We start from the raw sequence: 19,592 nt of genomic DNA on the forward strand, positions 1-19,592 counted from the left end.
CAGCCATGCCCAAACAGGAGTTCATCATGCAAGCCAAATCACTCGCAGCAGCATTGCTCGCTCTCGCCGCCTCGTCGGCGTTTGCCCAGAGCACGGCGCCAGCCGCCAACAAGGCGCAACTGACGCGCACCGACGTCACGGCCGACTATATCCGCGCCCGCAACGCCGGCGACATCGCCACCAGCGCCGAAACCTATCCGGCCCCCCCTGCCACCGCCGCCAGCAGCGTGACGCGCGAACAGGTCATGAACGAGTTCTACGCCGCCCGCAAGGCTGGCCAGATCCCGCAGACGGAAGCCGATTTCGATATCGCGCAGACCCGTCACCATGTCGTCAAATAAAAACCGGTCAGCCGGGATGTGGCGGTAACCCAGCAGTAACCGGTTGCGGCGCAGCAGACCCAGGCCACTCCTGGCAAGCTCACCGCTGCGTGCCATCTTTTTTACCGACTATTTTCAGGAGTTCCGCGCATGTCCCTGCCCCGCCGCCTGCTGGCCGCCAGCCTGGCCCTTGCCCTCGCCGCTTGCGCCGACATGGGCCATATCGCGCCGCAGGCGGCGCTGGCGGACGCGCATGCGCTCGACGGCGGCAAGAACAACGCGGCGGCCAGCGCCGCCATCGCCTGGCCGCACGCCCGGTGGTGGCAAGCACTGCAGGACCCGCAGCTGGACCGCCTGATGGAACAGGCGCTGGCCGACAGCCCGACCCTGCGCGGCGCCCAGGCGCGCGTGCGCCAGGCCGAGGCGCTGGCCGGCGCAGCCGAAGACAAGACCCGCCCGCAGCTGGACGCCAGCGTGTCGGTCAACCGCGAACTGTATTCGCAGCATGGCGCTACCCCGGCGCCCTTGGCCGGCAACTACGCCTGGCGCAACCAGGCCACCGTCACCGCCTCGTACGACCTGGACCTGTGGGGCCGCAACCGCGCCGCGCTGGCCGCCGCGCTCGGTGACGTGCAGCTGGCCTCGGCCGAATCGCAGATGGCGCGCCTGGCCCTGGAAACAGCGCTGGTGCGCACCTACATCGAGCTGTCGTACGAATACACCTTGCAGGACGTGATACAAAACAGCCTGGCGCAGCGCGCGCGCATCCTCGACATTACCCAGCGCCGCCGCCAGGCCGGCATCGGTACCGACGTCGACGTGGCGCAGATCGAAACCACCCTGCCCGCCGGCCGGCGCCAGCTGGAGCAAGCCAGGGAATCGCTGGCGCTGCTGCGCAACCAGCTGGCCGCGCTGTCGGGCAAGGGTCCGTCGGCGGGCAGCGCGCTCACGCGCCCGGTGCTGCGGCTGGACCACCCGCTGGCGATTCCCTCGGCCCTGCCGGCCGACCTGATCGGCCGCCGTCCCGATATCGCCGCCCAACGCTGGAGGGTGGAAGCGGCCGCCAAACGCATCGATGCGGCCAAAGCCGAGTTTTATCCGAACGTGAACCTGGTGGCGTTTGCCGGTTTCCAGGCTTTCGGCTTCAGCCATTTTCTCGACGCCCATTCGCAGGTGCGCGGCGCCTCGCCGGCGCTGAGTCTGCCGATTTTCGCCGGCGCCCGCCTGCGCGCCCAGCTGGGCAGCCAGACGGCCGTGTATGACGGCGCCGTCGAGCAGTACAACGCCATCGTCATCAGCGCCATGGCCGATGTCGCCAACGCGGTGACCAAAGCGCAGTCGCTGCAAAAGCAGCATGCGCTGACGCAGCAGGCGCTGGCCACGGCGCAGCGGGCGCGCGACCTGGCCGAGCAGGCCTACAAGGCCGGCATGAGCGACGCCATCAACATGCTCAACACGCAGGTGGCGCTGCTGGCGGAACAGCAGCAGCAGGCAAAGAATGGCGCCAGCGAACTCGATCTGTATGTCTCGCTGATGAACGCACTGGGAGGCGGCATTTAGCGCCAAAGATTAGCGTTGCCACAACATGGCAAGCTACAATCAGCGCTTTATTCTCACGCAAAGGAACACGACATGACAGCATTTGACGCCACCTCGAAGCGGCTGCAGCATATCCGCACGCGCATGCCGGCGTTTCCGCTGGAACTGATGCGCTTGCTGCGCATGACGTATCACATCCAGAAAGGCATGAAGGACCTGACCAATGCCGCGTTGAAAAAGCACGACCTGGTCGACGCCAGCTACATGGTGCTGGCCGTGTTGTATGGCACCGAAGACGAAACCTCGAGCGCCGCCGTGCTGGGCATGGCCTGCCATGAAAAGCCGGCCAACCTGACGCGCGTGTGCAACGACCTGGAAACGCGCGGCCTGATCCATCGCGGCACGCGTCCGGGCGACCGCCGCTCGGTGATGATTTCGCTGACCGACCAGGGCCGCGCCCTGATCGAAGCGGCGCTGCCCGACGTGTACACCGAAACCTCGTCGCTGTACCAGGGTTTCAGCGCCGAAGAGCTGCAGGTGCTCGACAAGCTGTATGCGCGCCAGCTGCGCAACCTGAACAATCTCAACCACCCGGACTGACACCGCTATCGATGACGCCAGCCACAGCACCCTCACATACAGGCCCCCTGCCACGGGCCGCACATAGGCTGGCGCATGCGCTGCGCGACTGGCGCGCGACCGAAGGCGAACGCTGGCTCCATGTCGCCAAGACCCTGACGGCCGCCTTCTGCGCGCTGTGGCTGGCCTACCGCCTGGGCCTCGATTCGCCCAGCACGGCCATGACCACCACCATCATCCTGGCCCTGCCCAGCAGCGGCATGGTGCTGGAAAAAAGCTTTTATCGGCTATGCGGCACCCTGCTCGGCTGCACCGCCGCGCTGTGCCTGATCGGCTTTTTCCCGCAGCAGCCGGTGCTGCTGTTCGCCGGCCTGGCGCTGTGGGTGGGCCTGTGCACCAGCGGCGCCGCGCTGCACCGCAACGCCCAGTCCTATGTCTATGTCTTGTCCGGCTACACCGCCTGCATGATCGTGCTGCCGGCCATCGAGCAGCCGATGCAGGTGTTCGCGCTGGCCGTCACGCGCGTGGCGGAAGTGAGCCTGGGCATTATCTGTTCGGCGGTGGTCTCCAGCGTGCTGCTGCCGCGCCACCAGGGCACGCAGGTGATGCGTTCGGTCGAGGCGCGCTATGCCAAATTCCTCGGCTTTTGCCAGGACGTGCTGCAGCAGAAGCTGTCGGCGGCAGAAGTGGAAGTGACGCATTTGCGCTTCGCCGCCGACGTGGCCGCGCTGGAACAGGGCCGCTCGGCCGCCCTGTTCGAAGTGAGCGACGCCGTCAGCCATGTGCGCGCGCAAAACCGCAAGCTGCACGCGTTTAACAGTACCTTCATGACGGCGCTGACCACCTTTTATACCTTTCACCGCCTGTTCGAGCGCCTGCAGCGCGACGGCCAGACGCAGGTCGTCGAGGCCTGCGCGCCGCTGTTCGACATCATCGCCGAAGCGCTGCGCTCGCGCCCGTCGCAAGACTCGCTCGATACCATGCAGCTGCACCTGCAGGCGGCGCTGGCGCAGGCCCGCGTGCGGATCGGCGACGCCGCCGTCGAACACGCGCAGCGCATCGATTTCGACACCGTCTGCGAGCTGCTGGAACGCTTCGCGCGCGACATGAGCCGCTATCACGAAGTGTATTTCAGCCTGGCGCACGACACCCCACTGGAAGTGAGCACGCCGCAGGCGTACGCGCCGAAAACCCCGCCGGCACTGGTGATCGCCAGCGGCGCGCGCGCGGCCATCAGCCTGGCCCTGCTGGCGCTGGGCGCCTACTACCTGGCCTGGCCCTACGCCAGCACCGCCATGCTGATGGCGGCCGTATTCTGCGCGCTGGCCTCGTCGGTGCCGCGCCCGATCGCGATGATACGCCAGGTGCTGACGGGCTTTTTCATCGCCATGCCGCTGGCCCTGGTGTGCGTGTATTTCGTGCTGGTGCACGGCGACGGCTTTCCCATGCTGGTGCTGAGCTTTGCGCCCTTCCTGGCGCTCGGCCTGTACCTGATGAGCGATCCCGCCAGGCTGGGCATCGGCCTTGGGGTGGGCACCTTCATGACGCAGATGGCGCCCACCAACCTGATGCACATCGACGGCGCGGCCTTTCTCAATACCGGCATGGCGCTGATCGTCGGCCTGACGCTGGCCGGCGTGGTGTTTGCCGTGATCCTGCCCGGGCACACCATGGGCCACAAGGACCATGTGGGGCCGGCCCTGTGGCGCGAAGCGCTGCGCGCCTGCACGGCACGGCTGTCGACAGGCGGCCGGAACAGGCACCGCTTCGACAACCGCATGCGCGATTTGCTCAGCCAGCTCAATGCGGCGGCCGGCCCGGCGCCGGGCGAGGAAGCGCGCGCCGTGGTGCGCCAGGCCCTGACCCTGCTGGAAATCGGCCACTCGGTGATCGAAGTGCGCGAACTGGTCGCCACCTCCACGGCACCCGGCGCCGCCACCCGGGCGCTCGGCCTCTGCGTAGCGAGCATCGCCGCCTGGCTGAGCACGCGCGGCCCAGCCGAGCTGCAGGCCGCCATCGACGCCACCCTGCGGGCCGGCGCCTGCGTGCGCGCGGCGCAGGAGGGTGCCGGCGCCGAGCGTTACGTGCGCCTGCAAACGGCGCTGGCCGACCTGCACTCCCTGTACACCTCCCTGCTAGACCATATGGCGCCTGCCGCCGGAGACCATCATGCCGCGTGAATTCGCTCTGTTCGGGGTATTGCTGCCCACCCTGCTGCCCCTGTTCATTCTCAGCATCGTGCTGCAGACCGTGCTGGACCGCGTGTTCGGCTGGCTCGGCGTGTACCGCATGGTGTGGCATCCATCGCTGGCGCGGCTGTGCATCTTCGTCGCCATCTTCGGCGCGCTGTCCTTGAGTCTTTACAAATAAAAAAACCGTTCAACCTGAAAAAAGAGGGTACCACCATGGTCACCAAACTGACCCGCTATGCAATCACCTTGCTGCTGCTCGCCGCCGCGCTCTGGATCGGCAAGTCCCTGTGGGACCGCTACATGGAATCGCCCTGGACGCGCGACGGGCGCATCAAGGCCGACGTGATCAATATCAGCGCCGACGTGGCCGGCACCGTCACGCAGGTGCTGGTGCGCGACAACCAATTGGTGCACAAGGGCGACGTGCTGTTCGTCGTCGACAAGGAACGCTACGCCAGCGCGCTGGCCCAGGCCGACGCCGTGCTGGCCGCGCAAAGGACGGAGCAGGGCCGCCGCGGCAAGGAAGCGCAGCGCCGCGCCAGCCTGGACGCCAGCATCATCTCGACCGAAAGCCGCGAAAGCGCCGCCTACGCCGCCAGCTCGGCCACCTCGCAGGTGCAGGGCGCGCTGGCCGCGCGCACCCTGGCGCAGCTGAACCTGGAGCGCACCACCGTGCGCGCCCCCGTCGACGGCTACGTCACCAACCTGAATGTCCATACGGGCGACTTTGCCGCCGTCGGCGCGGCCAAGCTGGCCGTGATCGACAGCGCCTCGTACTACGTGGTGGGCTACTTTGAAGAGACCAAGCTGGCCATGCTGGCGCAGGACGACCAGGCGGAAATGAGTCTGATGAGCGGCGGCACCCTGCACGGCCATATCGAAAGCATCGCGCGCGGCATCACCGACCGCGACGCCGCCACCGGCCGCGAACTGCTGGCCGACGTCAACCCCACCTTCAACTGGGTGCGCCTGGCGCAGCGCGTGCCGGTGCGCATCCATATCGACCGGCTGCCGACGAATCAGGTGCTGGTGGCCGGCACCACCTGCACCGTGGTGATCACGCCGCATTCACAAGCGAGCAAGGCTTAACGTCCGCCCGACACGTCCAGCAAGACCCCCGTCACATAGCTGGCGGCGGGACCGAGCAGGTACATGATGGCGTCCGCCACTTCCTCGGGCTGGCCGCCGCGCTGCATCGGCACGCCGGCCGCCAGCCGGTCCACCCGCCCCGCTTCGCCGCCCGAGGCGTGGATCTCGGTATAGATCAGGCCGGGCCGCACGCCGTTGACGCGGATGCCGTCGGGCGCCACCTCTTTCGCCAGGCCGATGGTCAGGGTATCGATCGCGCCCTTCGAGGCCGCATAGTCGATATATTCGGCGCTGCCGCCCAGGCGCGCCGCCGCCGACGACACATTGACGATGCGTCCGCCCTGCCCGCCCATGGCGGTCGACATGCGCCGCACGGCCTGCTGGCTGCACAGAAAATAACTGATCACATTGCTGCGCAGCACGCGCTCCACGCGCTGCACCGACATGTCGACCAGCTTGCATTTCTGTTCGAGCACGCCCACATTGTTGACCAGCGCCGTGATCGTGCCCAGGCGTGCGTCGACTTCCCGGAACAAGCGTTCCACATCGGCTTCCTCCCCGGCGTCGGCCTGTACCGCGATCGCCTCAAAGCCTTCTTCACGGATGCGCGCGCACAGCGCGTCGGCCGCCTCCTTGTCGCGTACATAGTTGATGCAGACCGCATACCCCTGGCGCGCGGCCAGCAAGGCCGTTGCAGCGCCGATGCCGCGGCTACTGCCGGTGATCAGGATGACTTCTTTCATGCTTGCTCCTTATATGAAAAAGCCCGCGTAGGGCGGGCTGTGGGGTGGCTGCGATGATGATTGTCGGATTACGCGCATGGCGCTAATCCGACCTACGCTGTACGTCCCGTAGGTCGGATTAGCGTAGCGTAATCCGACACACCGCCGACATATCAGGGCCGCACATGCGTCATCGCATACGCCAGATGCTGCCACCAGTGCGCGCGCGTCTGTGCGGCGGCCAGGCACTGCGTGTCGCTTTCGGCGCAGGCCTTGCTGGCCAGCGCGTGGCGCTGGTTTTCCACGCTGACGACGGCCAGCGCCAGCCAGGCGACCAACGCCAGGGCTACTGCGCACAAGGTCCAGGGCAGCTGTTTCATGGCTTACTTCTTCGCCGGCGCAGCCACAGGACCGCGCTCCTTGAGGGTGCGCGCCACCAGCTCATCCATCACGCGCAGGGTCGCTTCCTGGGTCTGGCGCTCGGACTGGCCCGGACGCGACAGCTGCGCCGGCGAGGTGACGAAACGGCCATCGATGACGATGGTCGGCGCGCTGTCGATCTTGCTGGCGGTAATCAGCTGCTCGTTGCGTTTGAGCTTGGTCTGGACGCCGAAGGAGTTGAACATTTCCAGGTATTTCGCCTTGTCGATGCCGTTCTTGACCAGCAGCTCGAGAATCGCGCCATCGGTCATCAGGCGGTTGCGGTCAACGTGGATGGCGCGGAAGATCTTCGCATGGTACTGCTCCAGCACGCCCATCGATTCCAGCGTGGCGTAGGCGTGCGCCTGCGGGTCTTTCGGGCCACTGAAGGCCAGGTGGACGCGGCGGAAGGCGACGGCGTCGCCCTGTTTCTTGAGCCAGTCATGCATCAGCGGTTCGAGCGCATTGCAGTGCGGGCACGAATACATGAAGTACTCGACCACTTCCACTTTCTTGCCGGTGTCGGCGCGCTGCGGCGTGGCCAGGGTGGTAAAGCCCGTATCGGCGGCCATGGCGCCGCCGGTGGCGGCGAGGAGGAACGTGGCGGCCAGTACAGGGCGCAGCAGGGAACGCAGGAAGCGCGGGAAACGCATGGTCTATCCTTCATCATAGTGGTCGTAAACAGTGCGAGGTTACCATTTTTTGTGCGCCTGCATCGGCCACCGGTTTCAAAAACAGCCGCCACGGTCAAGCCGGCGACGCCAATTAAGCTCCACTTAAGCACCAGGGCGGGCCGGCGTCAGAAGCGGTAGCGCGCCGACAGGCGCAACTGGCGCGTATCGTTCTGGTAAATGCTGGAGCGGCAGGCCCGCGCCGCGCCGTAATGGCGGCGGTTGGCCAGGTTGCTGGCCGCCAGTTCCAGCTGCCAGGCGCCCACCTTGTAGCCATAGTGGCCATCGAGAGTGGCGAAGGCCGGCACCCGCGCCAGGCAGCTGTGGCCGAAATCATTGCCATAGCGCAGGGCGCGCAGCCACTGCACGCCCAGGTCGGCCGTGGCGCGGCCCGGTGGCGTCCAGTACAGCCGGGCCGAGGCCAGGGTCTTGGGCACCAGCGCGATATCGGCGCCGTCATACGGGTAGTTGTCATAGCGGGCGTGCGCCTGCTGCAGCTGGCCCTCGAACCGCAACGCCGGCGACAGAGTCGTGCTGGCCTCGATGGCCACGCCGTCGCGGCGGGCCGGCTCGAAGTTGCCGGCGTAGCCCTGCTGGTTCAGTTCCACCAGGCTGGGGTCGAAGACGATTTTCGTTACCAGGCGCTCGCTGAACAGGCGCAGCGAAGCGCTGCGGTCCTTGCCGCTCCAGTTCAGGCCCACTTCGCGCTGGTAGCGCAGCTGGCCCGCCAGCGGACGGTAGCCGGCGCTGGTATAGCCATCGTCGTCGATACGGTAGTTGCGCGCGGTCTTGGCATACGCGCTCAGATCGGGGCGCAGCAACACGCTGGCCTGCAGATCCCAGGCGCGCTGGTGTTCCCAGTCGCTGCCGCCGGCCGGCCGGTCGGCCGGGTCGAGGTGAAACTGCTCGTGGCGCAGGCTGGCCAGCAGGCGCGGCGCGCGCACGCCGCCAAAGTCCAGTTCTTCGCGCAGTAGCAGCGCGCGCGCATGCTGGCGGCGCGTCAGGTCGCTGCTGACATCGTCGGTCACGCGCGCCGTGCGGCGCTGCCATTGCATCAGGTCGACACCGACTTCGGTGTCGGTGCCCACCGTGCCCAGCTTGCCATAGTGGCGCAGGCGCGGCGCCAGCTGCAGCTGGCGGCTGCGGTACGACGACACATCGGTGCCGGTGTCATTGGCATAGGTGGTGGCCGCGCGCTTTTCGCGCACGGTCGCCTCCACCCCCAGTTCGACGTTGCCGAGATAGCGCTGGACAAAGGCGCTGGCGCGGCTCACATCGTAGCGGTAGCGGTCATCGGGCCAGGCCGCCAGCACCATCGCAAAGGTATTGAACGGCGCCGGGTAGCGGGTCTGCTGTTCGACCTTGCCGGCACTGAAGCCGTAGCGGCCCTGGCGCGACTTCCATTCGCCGCCAAGGCTGGCGGCGCGTTCGAGAAACACGCTGCCATCGCGGTAATTGCTGCTGCGCACGATGTCGAGCGCGGCGTCGAGCGACAGGCCCGGCTGGTCGCGCGCCACGCTGGCATGCGCGCTGCGCTGGCCGTACCCGCCGAGCTCGGCGGACACTTCGCCCGAGGTGGCGGCGGCGCCCGGCCCGCTGGCCTGCTGCGCCAGCGCCGGCAAGGCCAGCATGGACAGCACGCACAACAACGATAGCGGGAAGAACGGAAATAGCGCCGGCTTAAGCACCGAGCCCCCCTTCGTCGGCCAGGAAGTCGATAAAGGTGCGCACTTTCGAGGACAGGTAGCGCCGGCTGGTGTACACGGCGTGCACCTTGCCGCCGAACACCGTGTAATCGTCGAACAGGCGCACCAGGCGGCCCGAAGCAATGTCATCGTCGGCCTGCCACGATGGCAGCAGCGCGATGCCCATGGCGTCGCGCGCGGCCGCATGCAGCAGGCTTTCATTATTCGACTGCAATACCGGCTGGAATTTGACCTTGAGGGTGCCATGCGGCCCATCGAAAGGCAGTTCATTGCCCGAGGCCATCAAGGAATAACTGATCATGGCGTGCGCGGCCAGTTCCTGCGGCAGGCGCGGCGCACCGAAGCGGGCCAGGTAGGCTGGCGCCGCCACCAGGTAAAACCGCACCTTGCCGACCGGGCGCGCGATCAGGGCCGGCGATGGCGCCTGGCTCACGCGCAGGGCCAGGTCGAAGCCCTCCTCCACCAGGTTCACCACCCGGCCGCTCAGGTCGATGTCGAACGTGACTTCCGGAAAGCGCTCGCGGTAGGCGGCCAGGGTGCGCGTGAAGATGGGATTGGCAAACCAGACCGGCGCGCTCAGGCGCAGCATGCCGCGCGGCACCACCGTCGTGCGGCCGACGGTTGCTTCGACTTCATCGAGGTTGTCCAGCATGTCGCGGCATTGCTCGAAATACACCTTGCCGATTTCCGTCAGGCTCAGGTGGCGGCTGCTGCGGTTGAGCAGGCGCGCATCGAGGTGGCGCTCGAGGTGCATCACATGCTTGCTGACCATGGCCGGCGACAGCCCCAGGCGTTCGCTGGCGCGCACGAAACTGTCAAGCTCCACCACGGCGCGAAACACGCGCATGCTGCGCAAGGTATCCATCCCCGCCCCATCATCAACAAAACGACAATGATATATCAATATTTTCCGTATTGATCAACTTCTGGCGCATGACTATAGTAGCAGCATTCCCAGCCATCCCTGAACGGAGCCGCCATGTCCCAGCTTGCCTTCCCCACCTATTTCCTGTCGCACGGCGGCGGCCCGTGGCCGTTCATGAAAGACCAGTTTGGCGGGCGCTACGATGTGCTCGAAGCGTCGCTGCAGGATATCCCGCGCCAGCTCGGCGCGCGTCCCAAGGCCGTGCTGGTGGTCACGGCGCACTGGGAAGGGCCGCAGTTCCTGGTCTCGGCCAGCCCCAACCCTGGCATGATCTACGACTACTCGGGCTTTCCGGCGCATACCTACCAGATTCAATATCCGGCGCCCGGCGCGCCCGCACTGGCGGCGCAGGTGAAAACCCTGCTCGACGCGGCCGGCCACCCTGCCCGCCTCGACCATGAACGGGGGTTTGACCACGGCACTTTCAGCGCCCTGTTCCCGATCTACCCCGAGGCCGACATGCCCTTGGTGCAGCTGTCGCTGAAGCACGGCTACGATGCGCTCACGCATATCCAAGTGGGGCGCGCGCTGGCCAGCCTGCGCCAGCAGGGCGTGCTGATACTGGGCAGCGGCTTGAGTTACCATAACCTGCGCCAGTTCGGCCAGCCGGGCGCGGTCGCCTCGCAGCAGTTCGACGCCTGGCTGCGCCAGGCCATGGCCTTGCCGCCGGCCGAGCGCCTGGCGCACCTGCTGGCCTGGGACCAGGCCCCCGCCGCGCGCCAGGCCCATCCGCGCGAAGACCATCTGCTGCCGCTGATGGTGGCGCTGGGCGCGGCCGAAAACGAGCCGGCGCAGGTGGTGTATCACGAGGATGATTTTTTTGGCGCGCTGGCGGTGTCCAGTTTCAGATTTGGCCAGGCGGCAGACTGAAAAAAAAGCGCCGCGAGATTGCTGTCGCGGCGCTTTTTTTGACCTGCGGAAGATCAGGTGCCGCGCTTGCCGCGCGCGGCATTCTTGGCCTTTTCAGCCGCAATCGCGGCCGCTACCGCCGCTTTCTCCGCCATCTCGGCCGCATGCTGGGCCAGCAGCGCCGCGCGCGTGTCCGGCGTTTCCAGCGAGATGCGTCCCAGGATGCCGCTGCGGTAGTCCAGCAGCAGGGTGTGCGAAGCTTTTTCAAAGTCGTAGTCGCCGCCCTTGATGCGGAAACCGCGTTTGGCGGCGATGCCTTCGACCACGCCGATGGCGTCGACTTCACCGACCTTGGTGCCGTAGCGGGCGGCCAGCAGGTCCGGGTAGCGCTTGAGCAATTCCTCGGCCAGGAACACGGCCACTTCTTCTTCGATCAGCGCGTTCGAGCCGATGGCGTGGCTGGCGGCCAGCATCAGGCCGTCGCTGGGGATGGCAATCTTCGGCCACAGCATGCCGGGCGTGTCGACCAGGATGGTGTTCTTGTCGAGGTACAGCTTCTGCTGCATTTTCGTCACGGCCGGCTCGTCGCCCACCTTGGCCACGCGCTTTTTCAGCAGCGCGTTCATCAGGGTCGACTTGCCGACGTTGGGGATGCCCATGATCATGATGCGCAGCGGCTTCGTCGGCACGCCACGGTGCGGCGCCAGCGACCTGGCCAGTTCCGGGATGCGCGCCACGTCGCCCGGCTTCTTGGTCGTCATCGCATACGCGGTCACGCCTTCCTGGGCATTGAAATAGGCCACCCAGGCGCTCGTTGCGGCCGGGTCGGCCAGGTCGGTCTTGTTGAGGATTTTCAGGCAGGGGCGCTGGCGGAACAGGCGCAGTTCGTCGACCATGGGATTGCAGCTGGCTGCCGGCAGGCGCGCGTCGACCACTTCAATCACCAGATCGGTGTTTTCCATGGTCTCGGCCGCTTTCTTGCGGGCCGCGTTCATATGTCCTGGGTACCATTGTATCGCCATGCTCTTGCCTTCAAATTCGTTCAGTCAATCCGCTATTTTACGTGGTTGCCGGCGCAGCGTCCGGTTTACCGCCGCCAGGGCGCACCGCGCGGCACGAAACGAGACAATTGGTGATAATTTCATGCTAACCGTGGTGCTACCATCCGCGCTTGCGCCCCGGCGCCCACCGTCCCCGACCCCGACCGACCCGATCCATGCCACCAGCCCGCCTGTTCCCGCCTGCCCTGCTTTGCCTGCTCACAGCCTGTCTGATACCTGCCCATGCACAAGACGCCGGCACGCCGGAAGACAGCGCCGCCGCCCAGGTCATCGATGTGCGCGGCACGCGCGATCCGGACTTGCAGCCCTACCGCACCATGCTCAAGGGCCTCGACGCCTACGCCGACCACCAGCGCCTGGCCCCAGGCGCGCCGCTGCGCTTCAAGCTGATGGCCGCCACCCCGGCCGTCTCGATGGCGGACGTGGCCTTGCGCCTGGAAGCGGACAATCTGTCGGTCGCGATTCCCCTGGCCAGCGACGGCACGTTTGCCCTGACGCGTGACAAGACGGCCTACGACGCGAATGCCGACCTGGTCAGCAACAAGAAACGCAGCACCGTGCGCTGGCGCCCGAATATCGTCACGCCGGGCCTGCCGGCCAATGTGCGGCGCCTGGGCGACCTGCGGCTGGAATGCGAAGTGCGCTGGGCGGTGGAACAGGACGCGCTGCCGTTCATGCGCCGCAACCTGTTCAAGCTGGCGGGCGGCCCCTGCCATTCGGCCATGATCAGCGTTCCCTACCCTGCCGCCCGCACCCTGGCCGGCGTGCTGCTGAAGTCGGGTGACCGCAGCGTGCGCCTGCCGCTGGGCGAGGATCGCCAGCGCTATACGCCGCCTCTGCATGATGCGAGCTGGAACGACGATGCCCTGCTGACGTTCAGCTATGCGGACGAGGAACAGGCCGCCACAGCGGCGCGTAAAAGCCTGTAAATATTTCCACATGGATTTTAATATTTACTTTTAGTAATAAAAATATGTTTTAATACCGCCTCTTACATGAAAGGTAATTGTTTTACTTTGGCAACCTGGTTCAGCTATGGAAGGCCAGCACGAAACAAGCATATGGCATGAGTATCACGACGATGGAAGACACCGGCGCCACTGTGGCGCAGGTGAACCGGCAGTTGCAGTTGCAGGTAGCGAAGCTGGAAGATCGGCTGAAACGCCAGAGCGCCGACACGGCAGGGCTGCAGGCGCTGTACGACCAACTGGTCAATGAAATCAAGCATCACCGCGACATGCTGCACCTCGACAGCTTCGACGCCGACAAATCGGCGGCCGTCTACACGCGCGCGTGGCGCGGCTTCATGGCCGGCGAAGCATGCGATTTCCAGACCCACCGCCACCTCAATACGGGCAGCCGCCTGTCGCTTTTCTAGAGTTCGGCCAGCGCCTTGACATGGGCCGCCACGCTGCGCCCCAGCGACGACAGGTTGTAGCCGCCTTCCAGGCAGCTGACGATGCGCCCCTCGCCATATTGCCGGGCCACCGCCATCATCTGCTGCGTCAGCCAGCTGTAGTCGGCTTCGACCAGGCCCATGCCGCCCACATCGTCTTCGCGGTGGGCGTCGAAACCGGCGGAAATGAAGATCATCTGCGGACGCTGGCGGTGCAGCGCCGGCAGCCAGTGGTCAAGCACCAGCTGGCGCACCACATCGCCCTTCGAGCGGGCCGGCACCGGCACATTGACGCGCGTGTCGGTATAGGATTCGACATCGCTGTAGGGATAGAACGGGTGCTGGAAAAAACTGACCATCAGAATGCGCGGATCGTGCGCCACCGATTCGGCCGTGCCGTTGCCATGATGCACGTCGAAGTCGACGATGGCGACCCGCTCCAGGCCGCGCACGTCGAGCGCATGCTTGGCGGCGATGGCGATATTGTTGAACAGGCAGAAACCCATCGGCTCGCTGGGCCGCGCATGGTGGCCGGGCGGACGGATGGCGCAAAAGGCGTTGGCGATCTCGCCGTCGATCACCGCGTCGGTGGCCGAAATGGCCGCGCCGGCCGCCGCCAGCGCCGCCTGATAGCTGTGTGCGTTGAGCAAGGTATCGCCGTCGAGCGGATAGTAGTCGCCTGGCGGCGGCAGGTTGTCGCGCACCAGGCCGATGGCCGTGGCGCTGTGATTGCGCTCGATATCGGACAGCTGCGCGCAGGCGCCCGTGCGGTGTTCGACCAGGTCGCTGATATGGGCCAGAATCAGCTGGTCGCTGATGGCCTGCAGGCGGGCTGGCGATTCGGGATGCCAGTCGCCCATTTCATGGCGCTGGCAATCGGGGTGGGTATAAATAGCTGTGCTCATTGTTGTACTTGTTCGCTTGGTCTCTGCTATGTCGCTGTCCGCGCAGGTAAAATCACAGGCTGGCCTGCGCCGCCATTGTCTCGACCTTCTAATCTACCACGGACACGCCGGTGGCGGGTGCGGTGGCAGGCGCGGGATTTGACCGGCGCCAGCGATTCCGGATGAAATGGCTGTGCGTACACGACAAGGACTCCATGTTTTCAACCTTACACCAGGCCGCGTGCCAGGTCGGCGAAGTGATCGTCGGCAAGGATCTGCAGATACGCCAGGCGCTGGCCTGCCTGCTGGCCGGTGGCCATCTGCTGATCGAAGACGTGCCCGGCGTCGGCAAGACCACGCTGGCGCACGCGCTGGCCGTGTCGCTGGGCCTGCAATGGAAGCGCCAGCAATTTACCAGCGACCTGCTGCCGGCCGACGTGGCCGGCATGTCGGTCTACGACCGCGCCAGTACCAGCTTCGTGTTCCACCCGGGTCCGCTGTTTACCCAAGTGCTGCTGGCCGACGAGATCAACCGCGCCACGCCCAGGACCCAGTCGGGCCTGCTCGAAGCAATGGAGGAGCGGCAAGTGAGCCTCGATGGCGTCACCCATGCGCTGCCGCAACCGTTCTTCGTGATCGCCACGCAAAACGGCCAGCACCAGGCCGGCACTTTCCCATTGCCCGAATCGCAGCTGGACCGCTTCCTGATGTGCATCACCCTGGGCTATCCCGATGCGGCTGCCGAGCGCGCCCTGCTGCTGGGCCTGGACCGGCGCGCCATGCTGCGGTCGCTGGCGCCCGTGTTGCAGGCCGGGCAATTGCTGGCGATGCAGGCCGCCCTGCGCCAGGTGCATGTATCGGCCGTGCTGGCCGACTATGTGCTGGCGCTGGTGCACGCCACGCGCACGGGCGAGCTGTTTGCCGAAGGCCTCAGTCCGCGCGCCGCGCTGGCCCTGCTGCAGGCGGCGCGCGCCTGGGCAGCGCTGGCCGGGCGCGACCATGTCACGCCCGACGACGTGCAGGCGATGCTGCTGCCCGTCTGCGCGCACCGGCTGCGCCCACGGCAAGGCGGACAGAACAGTGGCGCGCTGCTGCGGCAGATCCTGCTGGCCACGCCGGTGTGAACCGATGCCACGCGCTTCACTGCTGCCCACGCGCCCCTGGCTCGGCGCGCACCGCGTGCATATCCGGCCCTCGCGCGCCGGCCTGGCGTTTGCCGTGCTGCTGCTGGCGCTGTGGATTGCCGCCGTCAACTACGAACTGGCGCTGGGCCATGCGCTGACCTGGTTTGCCGTCGCCTGCGCCATCACCGACATGCTGTTTGCCAGCCGTAACCTGGCCGGACTGTCGCTGTCGGCCACGCCGGGCCGGCCGCTGGCCGTGGGTGGCAACGCCAATTTCGAGCTGCGCCTGATCAACCGCAGCAGCCGGCCCCGTCATGCGATTGCCGTACTGGCGGCCGTGCCGCAAGCGGCGCCCGCACTGGTTGACGTGGACGCCGGCGGCGCGGCCACCGTCACGCTGGTCTTGCCAGCGCTCAAACGAGGCTGGCTGGCGGCGCCTGCCGTGCGCCTGGCCAGCGGCTTCCCGCTGGGCCTGTTCCACGCCTGGTGCCACTGGCAGCCGGGCGCGCGCGTGCTGGTCCATCCGCGCCCGGAAACGCCGGCGCCGCCGCTCCCCTTCAACCTCACCGAAACCCATCCCCGGCACTTGGAGCTGGCCGGCGTGGCCGCCTACCGGCGCGGCGATGCGCTGCAGCGGCTGGCCTGGCGCCATATCGCACGCCACGACGGCGAGCATTTATACAGCAAGCAATTCGAGCCGGCCCACGGCGAAGGCCGGGACGACTTGCTGCTCGACTACGCCAGCCTGCCGGCGCAACTGGACCCGGAAGCGCGGCTGTCGCGCCTGTGCGCCTGGGCGCTGGCGGCCGAACAGTCGCAGCTGGCGTATGGCCTGCGCGTGGATGAGGTCGTCGTCGCATCGGGCCAGGGCGCGGCGCACCTCGACGCCTGCCTGCGCGCACTGGCGCTGCATGGCTTGCCGCAGGCTGCCGCGTAATGGGCCTGCTGCAAACACTGCCGCGCGAGCGCGCCGATATGCTGCTGCTGTTGGTTGCGGTGGCCATGGTGCTGGCGCCGCATGCCGCGCATTTTCCGCCGTGGCTGTCGCTGGCCATGGCCGCGCCGCTGCTGTGGCGCGCGGCGCTGGCCATCATGGCGCGCCCGGGTGGGCGCCAGCCGCCGCTGGGCTGGCTGATGCTGCTGGCCATGCTGGGCATCTCGGGCGTGCATATCAGCTACGGCACCCTGCTCGGGCGCGATCCGGGCGTGGCCATGCTGGCCCTGCTGCTGTCGCTCAAATGCCTGGAAATGCACGGCCGGCGCGATGTCTGCGTGGTGGTGTTCATCAGCTTCTTTTTGCTGCTGGCCAATTTCTTCCATGGCCAGGGCCTGCTCGGCGCGGCGTGGCTGCTGGCCACGGTGAGCGTGCTGCTGGCGGCGCTGCTGTCGTTTCAGTACGGCACGATGCAACCGCGCTGGCCGGCGCGCTGGCGTTTGCTGGGCCGCATGCTGGCGCTGGCCCTGCCCCTGTCGGCGCTGCTGTTTTTCATGATGCCGCGCCTGTCCGGCCCGCTATGGGGCCAGGCCGGCGCCGGCGCGCGCGGCGCCACGGGATTATCGGACAGCATGCAGCCGGGAGCGATCGCGCAGCTGGCCTTGTCCGGCGAGCCCGTCTTCACGGCGCGCTTCCCTGCCGCGCTGCCGCCGCAAGACGCGCTGTACTGGCGTGGTGTGGTGCTGGGCAACTACGACGGCGTCCGCTGGACCCGCAACACCGCGTCCGCGACCGCGGGCAAGATCGATGTCGCACTGACCGGCCAGCGTTTCGATTACCAGGTCGAGCTGCTGGCGAGCGGCCAGCGGCGCATCTTTGCACTGGACCTGCCGCGCAGCCTCGAGCGCCTGCCCGGCAATCCCTATCTGGTGTCGCCGGCACTGGAGCTGCAAACCGTGCAGCCCATCACGACAGCCGTGCGCTACCGCGCCAGTTCGCAAACGCGCTACCGGCTGCAGCCGCAGCTGGCGCCGGAGCAAAGGCAACCCTGGCTGGCGCTGCCTGCGCAGGCCAATCCGCGCAGCCTGGCGTGGGCGCGGCACTTGCGCGCAGGACAGACGGATGCACAGGCGGCCATCAACGCCGTGCTCGCCCACTTTCGCCAGGCGCCGTTCCGCTATACCCTGCAGCCGCCGCTGCTGCCGGGCAAGAATGGCGTCGACCAGTTCCTGTTCGATACGCAAGCGGGCTTTTGCGAACACTATGCGGGCAGCTTTGTCGTGCTGATGCGCGCCATGGGCATCCCGGCGCGCGTGGTGACCGGCTACCAGGGCGGCCTGCGCGACGAGACGGCAGGAACCATCACCGTGCGCCAGTCCGACGCCCACGCCTGGAGCGAAGTGTGGTTGGCCGATCAAGGCTGGACCAGGATCGATCCCACCGCCCAGGTCGCGCCGATGCGCACCGCGCGCAGCCTGGACGCGGCGCTGCCGCCGGTGCCGGCGCAGGCCGGCCGCTGGCGGCCACTGGACGCCTGGCATAGCGCCTGGCAGCGGGCCGAGCAACGCTGGCAGCACTGGGTGCTCGATTACACGCCCGAGCGCCAGCGCGTTCTGCTCAATGCCGTGCTGGCGCTGCCGGCGCGCGGCATCGCCGCCGCCTGCGCGCTGCTCGCCGCGCTGGCGGCACTGGCCGGCGCCCTGCTGTGGTGGCGCCAGCGGCCGGCCACGCACGCCGACGCCGCGCTAGACAATCTGTATGCGCGCTTTTGCCGCCGCCAGGCGCGACGCGGACACAGCCGTGCGACAAATGAGGGGCCGCACGGTTATGCTGCACGGCTGGCGGCCAGCCCGGCCACGCCGCGCGCGCACGATGCGATGGCGCGCTTTCTGGCTATCTATGCGGCGATGAAGTATGGTAACGCCAGCCCAGACGAACACACCCGTGCGCGGCGCGAACTGCGCCGCCTGTTAACACTATGCCGATGAGACGATTCTTGCCTACCACTACCTCGACCACTTCCGCCTTCCTGTTGTCCCTGCTGCTGGCCGTCACTGCACAGGCCGCCGAAAACAGCCAGATTTCCGCCGCCGACCGCGCCAGGGCGATCCAGGCCGCCAAACAGGGCGCAATCAAGCCGGCCGCAAAAAAGGCGCCCGCCAGGTTCGATTTCGAAGGCGAATTCGTCAATTACGCCAGCTGGCCCGAGGTGCGGAGCTTTCTCGACGAGATGGCGTCCAGGCACGGCTTTGACCGCGCCGAACTCGATGCACTGATCGGCAAGGTGCGCTATGTGGACACCACGGTGCAGCTGATGAAACCGGCGCCGCCGGGCAAGCCGAAGAACTGGCAAGCCTACAGCGCGCGCTTTATCGAACCGGTACGCATCAATGCCGGCGTGAAATTCTGGCAGGAAAACGCCGAAGCGCTGGCGCGCGCCGAGCGCGAGTATGGCGTGCCGGCCAATATCATCGTCGGCATTATCGGCGTGGAAACCGTGTACGGACGCAATACGGGCCGCTTCCGCGTGCTCGACGCGCTGACCACGCTGGCGTTTTCCTACCCGGAAAGCCCTACCCGCGCCGCGCGCATGGCCTACTTCAAGGGCGAACTGGAAAATGCGCTGCTGTTCGCGCGCAAGGATGGCATCGATCCGCTGACCTTGCTGGGATCCTACGCGGGCGCCATCGGCCTGCCACAGTTCATGCCCAGCAGCATCATGAAATATGCGGTGGACTTCGACGGCGATAGCCATATCGACTTGCGCAACTCGACCGCCGACGCCATCGGCAGCGTGGCCCACTTCCTCGTCGAGCATGGCTGGAAACGCGATGATCCGGCCACCATCGCCTATCCGGTGACGGTCTCGCCGAGCCGCGTCTGGGAAAAATTCCTCGGTGCCGGCCTGGCCGCCAAATTCACTTTGGCCGAGCTGCAGCAGGCTGGCGTGAGCAGCGTGGCGGCACCACCACAGAATATGCTGTACGGCTTGATCGACCTGCAGAATGGCTCAGAAGCAACAGAGTACAGCTTGGCAAGCAATAACTTCTTTGCTATAACTCAGTACAACAGAAGTTACTTCTATGCCATGTCAGTGATTGATCTGGGCAAGGCTGTCAGCGAAGCGCGCGCTCGCTAACCGGAAGTCGGTGTAAAGTTATAATGTTACTTGTAAGAAAGC

20 protein-coding genes are annotated in these 19,592 nt (G+C 66.6%); 13 read left to right on the forward strand and 7 right to left on the reverse strand.

The features are described from left to right. Nucleotides 1–26 precede the first annotated feature (26 nt). From ASR47_RS11755 to ASR47_RS11780, 6 genes are all read left to right on the forward strand, one after another. On the forward strand, nt 27–341 hold the full coding sequence (locus ASR47_RS11755; protein ID WP_171898933.1) for a DUF4148 domain-containing protein: 315 nt from the start codon (nt 27–29) through the stop codon (nt 339–341). Nucleotides 342–470: 129 nt separating this feature from the next. Then, entirely contained in the window at nt 471–1,880 is a 1,410-nt protein-coding gene (locus tag ASR47_RS11760; RefSeq protein ID WP_065307974.1) for an efflux transporter outer membrane subunit, read from the forward strand. Between the two features lie 72 nt (nt 1,881–1,952). After that, nucleotides 1,953–2,459 carry a MarR family winged helix-turn-helix transcriptional regulator gene (locus tag ASR47_RS11765; protein WP_065307975.1) on the forward strand — a complete coding sequence of 169 codons (507 nt, stop codon included), beginning with the start codon at nt 1,953–1,955 and terminating at the stop codon, nt 2,457–2,459. An 11-nt stretch (nt 2,460–2,470) separates the two neighbouring features. After that, on the forward strand, nt 2,471–4,618 hold the full coding sequence (locus tag ASR47_RS11770; protein WP_065307976.1) for an FUSC family protein: 2,148 nt from the start codon (nt 2,471–2,473) through the stop codon (nt 4,616–4,618). Continuing rightward, nucleotides 4,608–4,808, forward strand: coding sequence for a DUF1656 domain-containing protein (locus ASR47_RS11775; protein WP_065307977.1), 201 nt, complete (start codon nt 4,608–4,610; stop codon nt 4,806–4,808). Before ASR47_RS11770 ends, ASR47_RS11775 begins: the two co-directional genes overlap by 11 nt. Before the next feature lie 35 nt (nt 4,809–4,843). Then, complete coding sequence (locus ASR47_RS11780) at nt 4,844–5,719, forward strand: efflux RND transporter periplasmic adaptor subunit (RefSeq protein WP_065307978.1); 876 nt, start codon at nt 4,844–4,846, stop codon at nt 5,717–5,719. Here ASR47_RS11780 and ASR47_RS11785 read toward each other — a convergent pair. The 5 genes from ASR47_RS11785 to ASR47_RS11805 all read right to left on the reverse strand — a co-directional run bounded on the left by ASR47_RS11785 (nt 5,716) and on the right by ASR47_RS11805 (nt 10,103). Continuing rightward, nucleotides 5,716–6,462, reverse strand: a complete 747-nt coding sequence (locus ASR47_RS11785) for an SDR family oxidoreductase (RefSeq protein WP_065307979.1) — start codon at nt 6,460–6,462, stop codon at nt 5,716–5,718. The genes ASR47_RS11780 and ASR47_RS11785 overlap by 4 nt on opposite strands. 152 nt (nt 6,463–6,614) lie before the next feature. Next, nucleotides 6,615–6,821, reverse strand: a complete 207-nt coding sequence (locus ASR47_RS11790; RefSeq protein ID WP_065307980.1) for a hypothetical protein — start codon at nt 6,819–6,821, stop codon at nt 6,615–6,617. Between the two features lie 3 nt (nt 6,822–6,824). After that, a complete protein-coding gene (locus ASR47_RS11795; RefSeq protein ID WP_065307981.1) occupies nt 6,825–7,514 on the reverse strand; it encodes a thiol:disulfide interchange protein DsbA/DsbL in 690 nt (229 codons plus the stop codon). Between the two features lie 146 nt (nt 7,515–7,660). Further along, on the reverse strand, nt 7,661–9,220 hold the full coding sequence (locus ASR47_RS11800; protein ID WP_150127773.1) for a TonB-dependent receptor: 1,560 nt from the start codon (nt 9,218–9,220) through the stop codon (nt 7,661–7,663). Then, nucleotides 9,213–10,103 (reverse strand): LysR family transcriptional regulator, encoded by an 891-nt coding sequence (locus ASR47_RS11805; protein WP_065307983.1) that lies wholly within the window; start codon nt 10,101–10,103, stop codon nt 9,213–9,215. Before ASR47_RS11805 ends, ASR47_RS11800 begins: the two co-directional genes overlap by 8 nt. A gap of 114 nt (nt 10,104–10,217) precedes the next feature. Here ASR47_RS11805 and ASR47_RS11810 point away from each other — a divergent pair, with 114 nt between their 5' ends. Next, on the forward strand, nt 10,218–11,033 hold the full coding sequence (locus tag ASR47_RS11810; protein WP_065307984.1) for a DODA-type extradiol aromatic ring-opening family dioxygenase: 816 nt from the start codon (nt 10,218–10,220) through the stop codon (nt 11,031–11,033). 53 nt (nt 11,034–11,086) lie between these two features. Here ASR47_RS11810 and ylqF read toward each other — a convergent pair whose 3' ends face one another. Then, entirely contained in the window at nt 11,087–12,034 is a 948-nt protein-coding gene (gene ylqF, locus ASR47_RS11815) for a ribosome biogenesis GTPase YlqF (protein ID WP_082988883.1), read from the reverse strand. A 194-nt stretch (nt 12,035–12,228) separates the two neighbouring features. On the opposite strand from ylqF, the gene ASR47_RS11820 reads away from it, so the two are divergent. Continuing rightward, nucleotides 12,229–13,002, forward strand: a complete 774-nt coding sequence (locus ASR47_RS11820; RefSeq protein ID WP_065307986.1) for a hypothetical protein — start codon at nt 12,229–12,231, stop codon at nt 13,000–13,002. Nucleotides 13,003–13,139: 137 nt separating this feature from the next. After that, complete coding sequence (locus tag ASR47_RS11825) at nt 13,140–13,451, forward strand: hypothetical protein (protein ID WP_150127774.1); 312 nt, start codon at nt 13,140–13,142, stop codon at nt 13,449–13,451. On the opposite strand, the gene ASR47_RS11830 is transcribed toward ASR47_RS11825, so the two are convergent. After that, on the reverse strand, nt 13,448–14,374 hold the full coding sequence (locus ASR47_RS11830; RefSeq protein ID WP_065307988.1) for a histone deacetylase family protein: 927 nt from the start codon (nt 14,372–14,374) through the stop codon (nt 13,448–13,450). The two genes, ASR47_RS11825 and ASR47_RS11830, sit on opposite strands and share 4 nt — an antisense overlap. 194 nt (nt 14,375–14,568) lie before the next feature. Between ASR47_RS11830 and ASR47_RS11835 the strand changes: the two genes are divergently transcribed. The 4 genes from ASR47_RS11835 to mltB are packed head-to-tail and all read left to right on the forward strand — an operon-like array spanning nt 14,569 to nt 19,550. Continuing rightward, a complete protein-coding gene (locus tag ASR47_RS11835) occupies nt 14,569–15,477 on the forward strand; it encodes an AAA family ATPase (RefSeq protein WP_065308162.1) in 909 nt (302 codons plus the stop codon). 4 nt (nt 15,478–15,481) lie between these two features. Continuing rightward, nucleotides 15,482–16,414: a DUF58 domain-containing protein gene (locus tag ASR47_RS11840; RefSeq protein WP_065307989.1), complete on the forward strand. Its 933-nt coding sequence runs from the start codon at nt 15,482–15,484 to the stop codon at nt 16,412–16,414. Further along, a complete protein-coding gene (locus ASR47_RS11845) occupies nt 16,414–18,399 on the forward strand; it encodes a transglutaminase TgpA family protein (RefSeq protein WP_065307990.1) in 1,986 nt (661 codons plus the stop codon). Before ASR47_RS11840 ends, ASR47_RS11845 begins: the two co-directional genes overlap by 1 nt. Beyond that, nucleotides 18,390–19,550, forward strand: a complete 1,161-nt coding sequence (gene mltB / locus ASR47_RS11850) for a lytic murein transglycosylase B (RefSeq protein WP_082988884.1) — start codon at nt 18,390–18,392, stop codon at nt 19,548–19,550. The genes ASR47_RS11845 and mltB overlap by 10 nt, the downstream gene beginning before the upstream one ends. The last annotated feature ends 42 nt before the right edge of the window (nt 19,551–19,592 follow it).

This window comes from Janthinobacterium psychrotolerans (assembly GCF_001677885.1).
Classification (GTDB): Bacteria; Pseudomonadota; Gammaproteobacteria; order Burkholderiales; family Burkholderiaceae_D; genus Janthinobacterium; species Janthinobacterium psychrotolerans.

Excerpts from the sequence above, each read along its gene's own strand:
- ASR47_RS11755 (WP_171898933.1), top strand. The coding sequence starts at position 27 with ATGCAAGCCAAATCACTCGCAGCAGCATTGCTCGCTCTCGCCGCCTCG.
- ASR47_RS11760 (WP_065307974.1), top strand. The coding sequence starts at position 471 with ATGTCCCTGCCCCGCCGCCTGCTGGCCGCCAGCCTGGCCCTTGCCCTC.
- ASR47_RS11765 (WP_065307975.1), top strand. The coding sequence starts at position 1,953 with ATGACAGCATTTGACGCCACCTCGAAGCGGCTGCAGCATATCCGCACG.
- ASR47_RS11770 (WP_065307976.1), top strand. The coding sequence starts at position 2,471 with ATGACGCCAGCCACAGCACCCTCACATACAGGCCCCCTGCCACGGGCC.
- ASR47_RS11775 (WP_065307977.1), top strand. The coding sequence starts at position 4,608 with ATGCCGCGTGAATTCGCTCTGTTCGGGGTATTGCTGCCCACCCTGCTG.
- ASR47_RS11780 (WP_065307978.1), top strand. The coding sequence starts at position 4,844 with ATGGTCACCAAACTGACCCGCTATGCAATCACCTTGCTGCTGCTCGCC.
- ASR47_RS11785 (WP_065307979.1), bottom strand. The coding sequence starts at position 6,462 with ATGAAAGAAGTCATCCTGATCACCGGCAGTAGCCGCGGCATCGGCGCT.
- ASR47_RS11790 (WP_065307980.1), bottom strand. The coding sequence starts at position 6,821 with ATGAAACAGCTGCCCTGGACCTTGTGCGCAGTAGCCCTGGCGTTGGTC.
- ASR47_RS11795 (WP_065307981.1), bottom strand. The coding sequence starts at position 7,514 with ATGCGTTTCCCGCGCTTCCTGCGTTCCCTGCTGCGCCCTGTACTGGCC.
- ASR47_RS11805 (WP_065307983.1), bottom strand. The coding sequence starts at position 10,103 with ATGGATACCTTGCGCAGCATGCGCGTGTTTCGCGCCGTGGTGGAGCTT.
- ASR47_RS11810 (WP_065307984.1), top strand. The coding sequence starts at position 10,218 with ATGTCCCAGCTTGCCTTCCCCACCTATTTCCTGTCGCACGGCGGCGGC.
- ylqF (WP_082988883.1), bottom strand. The coding sequence starts at position 12,034 with ATGGCGATACAATGGTACCCAGGACATATGAACGCGGCCCGCAAGAAA.
- ASR47_RS11820 (WP_065307986.1), top strand. The coding sequence starts at position 12,229 with ATGCCACCAGCCCGCCTGTTCCCGCCTGCCCTGCTTTGCCTGCTCACA.
- ASR47_RS11825 (WP_150127774.1), top strand. The coding sequence starts at position 13,140 with ATGAGTATCACGACGATGGAAGACACCGGCGCCACTGTGGCGCAGGTG.
- ASR47_RS11830 (WP_065307988.1), bottom strand. The coding sequence starts at position 14,374 with ATGAGCACAGCTATTTATACCCACCCCGATTGCCAGCGCCATGAAATG.
- ASR47_RS11835 (WP_065308162.1), top strand. The coding sequence starts at position 14,569 with ATGTTTTCAACCTTACACCAGGCCGCGTGCCAGGTCGGCGAAGTGATC.
- ASR47_RS11840 (WP_065307989.1), top strand. The coding sequence starts at position 15,482 with ATGCCACGCGCTTCACTGCTGCCCACGCGCCCCTGGCTCGGCGCGCAC.
- ASR47_RS11845 (WP_065307990.1), top strand. The coding sequence starts at position 16,414 with ATGGGCCTGCTGCAAACACTGCCGCGCGAGCGCGCCGATATGCTGCTG.
- mltB (WP_082988884.1), top strand. The coding sequence starts at position 18,390 with ATGCCGATGAGACGATTCTTGCCTACCACTACCTCGACCACTTCCGCC.